Raw genomic sequence first — 7,513 nt, forward strand, 5'->3', positions numbered from 1 at the left:
GTCTCCGGCGGTGTAATGGTGGAGGGCTTCTCGGAGTTGGTCGGCAATGCCTAAATAATCCACCACCAGACCGCCCGGTTTGTCTTTGAATACCCGATTGCCTCGGGCGATGGCTTGCATCAACCCGTGACCGCGCATCGGTTTATCGACGTAGAGGGTGTGGAGGCAGGGCGCGTCGAATCCCGTCAGCCACATATCCCGGACGATAACCAGTTTCATCTCGTTGGCGGGGTTTTTAAACCGTTTGGCGAGGGCTTTTCTTCGGCGTTTGTTGCGGATGTGGGGCTGCATTTTCCCATCGTCGGCCGCCGAACCCGTCATCACCACTTTATTCGCGCCTTTGTCGTCGTCTTCATGATGCCAGTCGGGGCGCAGTTGGATGATGGCGTTGTAGAGGTCTACGCAGATGCGGCGACTCATGCAGACTATCATTGCCTTGCCCTCAATGCTGGCGAGGCGGTTTTCAAAGTGGGTGACGATATCCTCGGCGATTTGGGCGATGCGTCGTTCTGACCCGACGAGGGCTTCGAGTCTGGCGCATTTACTCTTGAGTTTTTCCTTGGCGGTTTGTTCTTCGGTTTCGGTGACTTCTTCAAACTCGGTGTCGATGTGGGGGCGTTCGGATTCGTCGAGTTGGATTTTTGCCAGTCGTCCTTCGTAGTAAATTTTGACGGTGGCTTCGTCTTCGACGGCGCGTTGGATGTCGTAGATGTCGATGTAGTTGCCGAAGACGGCGGGGGTGTTTTTATCGGTGGCTTCGATGGGGGTTCCGGTAAAGCCGATGAAGGAGGCGTTAGGGAGACCGTCTCTGAGGTGTTTGGCAAAGCCGTAACTGAGGTAGGCTTCCTCTTCATCGGGCTTTCTGACCACTCGGGCGTTGAGTCCGTACTGGCTGCGGTGGGCTTCGTCGGCGATGAAGATGATGTTCCGGCGTTCGGAGAGGGTGGGATAGGTTTGTCCCGGTTCGGGGGCGAATTTCTGGATGGTGGTAAAGACGATGCCGCCCGAGGCGACTTGCAATAGGTCTTGGAGGTGTTCTCGGTTGTCGGCTTGGGTGGGAGTTTGGCGCAGCAGGTCGGAACTGGCGCAAAACGTGTTGAAGAGTTGGTCGTCGAGGTCGTTGCGATCGGTGAGGACGACCAGGCTAGGATTGTTTAATGCCCGATGCCGGACGATTTTTCCAGCGTAGAAGGTCATGGTGAGGCTTTTACCGCTGCCTTGGGTGTGCCAGATGACCCCAACTTTTTTATCTCCGGTTTCGGCGGTGGCAGCGACGGTGGATTCGATGGCTTTGTTGACGGCGTGGTACTGGTGGTATCCGGCGATTTTCTTGGTGATGGTGTCGCCGTCTACTTCAAAGGTGATGAAGTAACGCAGGAGGTCGAGGAGGCGGTGTTTGGCAAAGATGCCTTTGAGGAGGACTTCGAGTTCGGCTTGTTTTTTCGGGGCGATGGTGTCGCCGTCGATGGTTCGCCAGGGCATGAACCATTCCCAATCGGCAGTCAGGGTTCCCACGCGGGCTTCGGTTCCATCGGAGACGATGAAGAGTTCGTTGTAGGGAAAGAGGCTGGATATATCGGTTTTGTAGGTTTGCAGTTGGTTGAACGCGCCTTGAATGGTGGCGGTTTCCGTGGTGGGGTTTTTCAGTTCGATGACAGCCAGGGGTAAGCCGTTGATGAAGATGACGACATCGGGGCGGCGGTTGTTCTTGTTCTCGATGACGGTAAGTTGATTGACGGCCAGCCAGTCGTTATTTTCGGGATGGGTGAAATCGACCAACCAGACTTTATCGTAGATGGTGCGTCTGTCTCGTTGGTATTCGACATCGACTCCCTCGGTGAGGAGTTTGTGGAAGCGGCGATTGTTTTCGATGAGGTTGGGACTGTCGGTTCGGGTGATTTTGCCGATGGCCTCTTCTATGGCGGCGAAGGGGATGGTGGGGTTGATGACTTCGAGGGCGGTTTGCAGGCGTTCGACAAGGATGGTATCGGCGTAGGTTTGCCGTTCGGAAGTTGGGGCCTTGGGGGCGATTTGGTCGCCGGAGAGGATGGTGTAGTCGAGACTTTGAAGCCAGCTTAGGGTGGCTTCTTCGATGACGGATTCGGTAATGGCTGCCACGGGTGAGGGTAACGAGGAGTGAATGAGTCTGTCTTTAGTATTACTCGTTATCACCTGTGATTCCCCAAATTACATCGCCTTTTCTATTTGTCGTTCGGCTTCGGCAACGCGGATTTTGCCGGACATGAGTCTGGGGAGGAGGGAGTCGCGGAGAGTGGAGAGGGTACGGGATTGATTGCTGTTGCCTGTTATTTTTTTCATATAAGTTTTGACTAAATTTCCATACTTTGTTGTAATCTCTGTTGGTGGAATAGGCATTAAGTATTGCCAAAAACTATTAGCTGGCGTTCTCTGACGACCACTCGATCCAGTCATATTTTGTATGGCAAACATTTTAAGTTCGTCACTACGGGACAAATAATAGCCAAACTCTAGAGGTAAAGGATGCTTTGGTCTAAAAATTAGATATTCTGTAGAACCCCAACCAACTTGCCCATCTTCCAAAAAATCTACAAAAGCAGTTTTACCATTCTCTAAGCATGGAGTAATTCGAGCCATCAACGTGTCACCATTGATAAACTTAGTGCCAGAAGCAAAAGGTCTGTTAATCCACGTATCGGATCGATGCCCTTGTGTTGGCATACTCTTCATCTCCAAGTAGGGTGCAACTTGACCTTTGGAGAGTCTTCTCGTGGGATTAACTTCTATAACCTCGGGTAATGGCTTTACCTCCCACCCCTTTGGAATCAAACCCAAGGGGGAATCCTGGAACGAATCGGGGAAAAGGGCGGCGGTGGCGGCATCCATTCCGGTGGGTTGTCTGCCTACCATTTTCGCTGTTACGGGGTCGAAATCGACGAACCAGGACTTGAATATTGCCCGTGCCATTGCTTCTAGGGTCTGGTTCATTTTCTGGTTCAATTCGATTTTGTCGTCGAGGGTTCCCAGAATACGGGCGATCGCTTTTTGTTCGGGAAGTGGGGGGAGGCTTGGAATCAACAATCCCCTGATATCGGACATATTGAGGTGTGAGACTGTAGAACCTTCAGCCCTACATAACATCTCATGTCTCATTTCCGGTGCTAATAATAAGTAGAGAAGATAATGTGAATTAAGTTGACTATTATCTGGGCGAATTAAGACGGTTCTTTGACCTAGACAAGCTTTTTGATTGGGAGGGATAATTCCGACTTCTCCTACAGGGGCTTCACGAGCTAAAATTAAGTCTCCTTGTTTTGGTTCTAGTCGTGCTGTCCATTTCTGATAAGTCTCTTCTGAAACACGATTTGCGTTCTGAAAATCAATTCTGCCATTTTTTATATTTGTAGTCCGAATAGAAGGAATACCCCAAGATTGTATTGGAGCTGTTTTATGTTCGCAATCTACTATGGCTTCACATAAATTGTCTAATATCTCTCTACTTTTCATGACGTTGGACTTATCAAATTACTATTTCCCTCTACACTCACTCTTCCCCCTCCCCAGAAAATGCTTCCAACTCCGCCTCCAACGCCTCAATCGTCGGCAACTCCGTCTGCAACCGTTCCGGTAACGACTTTGTAATCTGCGCTTGCCACTCCGCCACTCCAATCGGTTTATTCATATCCCGCAACGCATATTCCGCCGTCACTTGTGCCTTAGACTTACACAAAATCATCCCAATACTCGGATTGTCCGCTGGATGCTTCAACAGATCGTCAACCGCCGACAGATAAAAATTCATCTTCCCCGCATCCTCTGGGGTAAATTCCCTGGCTTTCAACTCAATCACGACAAAACAACGCAATTTCAGGTGATAAAACAATAAGTCGAGAAAATAATCTTTCCCCGCCACATTTAACGGATATTGATTCCCCACAAAAGCAAAGCCCGCGCCCAATTCCAACAAGAAACTGGTAATGTGCTTGACCAACTCCTTCTCTACGGCGCGTTCGTGGGCTTCCTCGCCAAGATTGAGAAAGTCAAAGATATAGGGTGACTTAAACGTTTCTCTGGCTAAATCCGATTGCGGCGCGGGTAAAGTGCGATCGAAATTAGCAATCGCCTTGCCTTCTCGACGGTATAAATTCGTCTCAATTTGCAGGGTTAAGACATTGCGCGACCAACTATTCTCGATGGTTTTACGAATATACCATTCTCGCTCTGAAGCCTCCTTAATCTTATTGAGCAGCACCAGATTGTGACCCCAGGGAATTTCTGCAACAACTTGTTGCAGAATTGGCTCGTCCCGTACCGACTCGCTCAACCGTCGCATATTCCAGAGGTTACGGGGAGAAAACCCCTTCATATTGGGAAACCCTTTCTTCAAGTCTTGAGAAAGGCGTTCGATGACCGATTTTCCCCACCCTTCCTCGTCTTGTTTGAGTAAAATCGCATCGCCGATACTCAGATAAAGCTCGATTAACGAACGGTTGACCGATACGGCTGCCTTAATCTGCGCCGATTGGATGTTGTGCTTAATCTCTTCGAGAAAAGCTCGATACCATTCATCGGGGACGAAACGAGGGGTTTTAGAACTCATACCCCAACCCCCGCAAGTTCTCCCGAATCGCCGCTTCCAACCGCGCCGACTCCGCGAACTGGTCGTTCAACGTCGCCGTCAACCGCTGCATCTTCTCCTCGAAGGGTTCGTCGTCCTCCTCAACCGCTTCTGCCCCCACGTATCGCCCCGGCGTAAGCACGTACCCGTGACCTTTAATCTCCTCCCAACTGGCACTTTTGCAGAAACCGGGGATGTCTTCGTACTCTCGGGCCTCCTTCTCTCCCCGCCATGCATGGTAGGTATCGGCGATGCGCTGAATCTCCTCCTCGGTGAGTTCCCGATGCACCCGGTCTACCAACCGGCCTAACTTTCGTGCGTCGATAAATAACGTCTTCCCCCGACGGTCAACTCCCCTTCTCCCACTGGGAGAGGGGGCCGGGGGGTGAGGGTGCTTGTTCCGCGCCAGCAGCCACAAACACGCCGGAATCTGGGTGTTATAGAAGAGTTGCCCCGGCAATGCCACCATGCAATCTACCAAGTCCGCATCAATCAAACTCCGGCGAATCTCCCCTTCCCCCGACTGGTTGGAACTCATCGACCCGTTCGCCAACACGAACCCGGCAATCCCACTCGGGGCGAGGTGGCTAACCATGTGCTGCATCCAGGCGTAGTTAGCGTTGCCCTCTGGAGGGGTTCCATACTGCCACCGCCCATCTTCTCTGAGGCGTTCCCCACCCCAATCACTAATGTTGAATGGCGGATTTGCCAGGATAAAATCGGCTTTCAGGTCTTTATGTAAGTCGTTGTGGAAGCTGTCGGCGTTGCGATTGCCCAGATTCCCCTCAATGCCGCGAATCGCCAGGTTCATCTTGCACAGCTTCCAGGTGGTGGGGTTGGATTCTTGCCCGTAAATGGAGATATCCCCAATCCGGCCGCCGTGGGCTAAGACGAACTTCTCGGACTGGACGAACATTCCCCCGGAACCGCAGCAAGGGTCGTAGACTCTACCTTTGTAGGGTTCGAGCATTTCTACCAACACTTGCACCACGCAGCGAGGGGTGTAGAACTGGCCGCCGTTTTTCCCTTCGGCACTGGCAAACTGACCGAGAAAGTATTCGTAAACGCGCCCGAGGATGTCCTGAGAGCGGCTTTCCTCGTCGCCTAAACCGATGGTTCCTACCAGGTCGATGAGTTCCCCGAGCAGCCGTTTATCCAGGGCGGGCTTGCCGTATTCTTTGGGCAGTACGCCTTTAAGCGACGGGTTCTCCTTTTCGATGGCTTCCATGCCGTCATCGAGGAGTTTACCGATTTCTGGTTGTTTGGCGTTACTTTGCAGGTGCGACCACCGGGCGGCTTGGGGAACGTAGAAGACGTTCTCGGCGGTGTATTCGTCGCGGTCTTCGGGGTCGGCGTACTCGTCGGCGGCTAACTGGTTATACAATTCGCTAAAGGCATCGGAGATGTACTTGAGGAAAACCAGCCCCAGGACGACGTGCTTGTATTCGGCTGCGTCCATGTGACCGCGCTGTTTGTCGGCAGCTTGCCACAGCTTCTCTTCAAAGCCTAACTTGGCTCCGTTTTTCTTCTTTTTGGTCGCGGTTGTCTTTTTCCTCGGCACGGCGGCTCCACTGCAAAGATATTAGCCCAGACTATCTTACAGTGTTTGTTCTAACTCTCAACTTGGGGTTGTTCCCTCAAAGAACGGCATTCTCCGCGTCCGATCTAAACCCGAATATATTGTCGTTTCTCTCTACGTTTGACCACAGCCCCAAAGAGCTTTTGCGCTTCTGCGTAGTCTGTGCAGACCTCATCCTTGCTTCCCCACCGACGAGAATCGATCGCACCCCACCGTCTCACTACAAGCCAATTGCCGAATAAGTCTTGGGTGATTTCACACCGATAGAAGCGATTTCCCCGCTGCCAATTTGCAGACCTCCATTTATCTAGCTGGTAGGTCGGCATTTACTTTGCCCCCGAACGCTTTCGAGTTCGCCTCTTGGGTTCTTGCTCGACTGGCAATTGCCCCGGTTGTTGCGGTCTTTCTTCCGCTTCCTGGGATAACTCCAAACTCTGCGCTCCCCCCTCCTCTCGAAGAGCTGCAATCTGCACTTTCAATTGTCGGGTCTCACCTTCGGCGGTAGCAGCGCGTCCCTCCTTTTCAACGAGCAGAGCGTTAAGCGATCGAATTTCCCCTTCGAGCCTCTCCCGTTGTTTCCGCTCGTCGTCATACCGTAACTTCGCACTGCTCATCTCGACTTCAAGAGCCGCACCTTTTTGAGCGAGTTGTACCTCTCTATCCCGTAAAGTGGCACATTCCTCACCCATCGTGGTACACCGACTCTCAAGCTCCTTAGACCTAGCCCGCTCGGTTTTCAACGTGACTTCAAGCTCCGTGACCCTGGCCTCAGAAGTACCGTACTTCTGAGCCAGTTCAGCCACCCGAGCTTCCAGCCGTTCGATATGCTCGTCCTTATCAGCAGATTGCCCTTCGAGACTTTCGTACTGTCCTTGTAAAACCTCCTTGCCACGAGCCAACACCTCGTAACGTTCCAATAACTCCTCGTGCGCCTTGCGAAGCCCGTTCAACTCATCGGTCAAACGCTCAAGCTCTCCTCTGGCAAGCTCTGTCAGCTCTCGCTCGTGACGTACCACCTCAGCGCATGATTCCCTGGCCTGGGTCGTCTCCTCCTCAACGAGCTGCCGGACGATCGCCGATACATTCACCGCCAGCTCGCCAATCGCCCCCTCGACTTGCGGAATAACCTCGCTCTGGTCGTCAAAACTAACCGACTCCCCCGTAACCTCCTCCCCTCGCTTAACCGCTTCGTAGACCGAGCGAAACTTCTCAAACTTCCCCTCGACCTCCTCCCCCTTTTCAAAAGCGTGCCAGAGATTAGCCCACTTCTGAGCCGTTCCCAACGACCCACCGACGTTACTGCGCTCGTAGATACTGCTAGAGTTGACGATCCGTCC

Annotated in this window: 6 protein-coding genes; all 6 read right to left on the bottom strand. The window is 52.3% G+C overall.

The window, feature by feature from the left end; all coding sequences use genetic code 11:
• Window positions 1–2,118: type I restriction endonuclease subunit R (locus IQ235_RS13485; RefSeq protein ID WP_264321973.1), on the bottom strand; the 2,118-nt coding region annotated here is incomplete at its 3' end.
• 69 nt (window positions 2,119–2,187) lie between these two features.
• The gene (locus IQ235_RS13490; RefSeq protein ID WP_264321974.1) at window positions 2,188–3,486 is read right to left on the bottom strand and encodes a restriction endonuclease subunit S; all 1,299 of its coding nucleotides are present in this window, start codon (window positions 3,484–3,486) and stop codon (window positions 2,188–2,190) included.
• Window positions 3,487–3,523: 37 nt separating this feature from the next.
• Window positions 3,524–4,579: a PDDEXK nuclease domain-containing protein gene (locus IQ235_RS13495; RefSeq protein WP_264321975.1), complete on the bottom strand. Its 1,056-nt coding sequence runs from the start codon at window positions 4,577–4,579 to the stop codon at window positions 3,524–3,526.
• On the bottom strand, window positions 4,569–6,158 hold the full coding sequence (locus IQ235_RS13500; protein ID WP_264321976.1) for a class I SAM-dependent DNA methyltransferase: 1,590 nt from the start codon (window positions 6,156–6,158) through the stop codon (window positions 4,569–4,571). The genes IQ235_RS13495 and IQ235_RS13500 overlap by 11 nt, the downstream gene beginning before the upstream one ends.
• Before the next feature lie 104 nt (window positions 6,159–6,262).
• Window positions 6,263–6,502 (bottom strand): WGR domain-containing protein, encoded by a 240-nt coding sequence (locus tag IQ235_RS13505; protein WP_264321977.1) that lies wholly within the window; start codon window positions 6,500–6,502, stop codon window positions 6,263–6,265.
• On the bottom strand, window positions 6,503–7,513 hold a 1,011-nt coding region (locus tag IQ235_RS13510), incomplete at its 5' end, for a hypothetical protein (RefSeq protein WP_264321978.1).

This window comes from Zarconia navalis LEGE 11467, assembly GCF_015207075.1.
In the GTDB taxonomy this organism is placed as follows: domain Bacteria; phylum Cyanobacteriota; class Cyanobacteriia; order Cyanobacteriales; family Geitlerinemataceae; genus Zarconia; species Zarconia navalis.

What these genes read in the sequence shown, in the direction of transcription:
- IQ235_RS13490 (WP_264321974.1), bottom strand. Translation starts at nt 3,486, where the DNA reads ATGAAAAGTAGAGAGATATTAGACAATTTATGTGAAGCCATAGTAGAT.
- IQ235_RS13495 (WP_264321975.1), bottom strand. Translation starts at nt 4,579, where the DNA reads ATGAGTTCTAAAACCCCTCGTTTCGTCCCCGATGAATGGTATCGAGCT.
- IQ235_RS13505 (WP_264321977.1), bottom strand. Translation starts at nt 6,502, where the DNA reads ATGCCGACCTACCAGCTAGATAAATGGAGGTCTGCAAATTGGCAGCGG.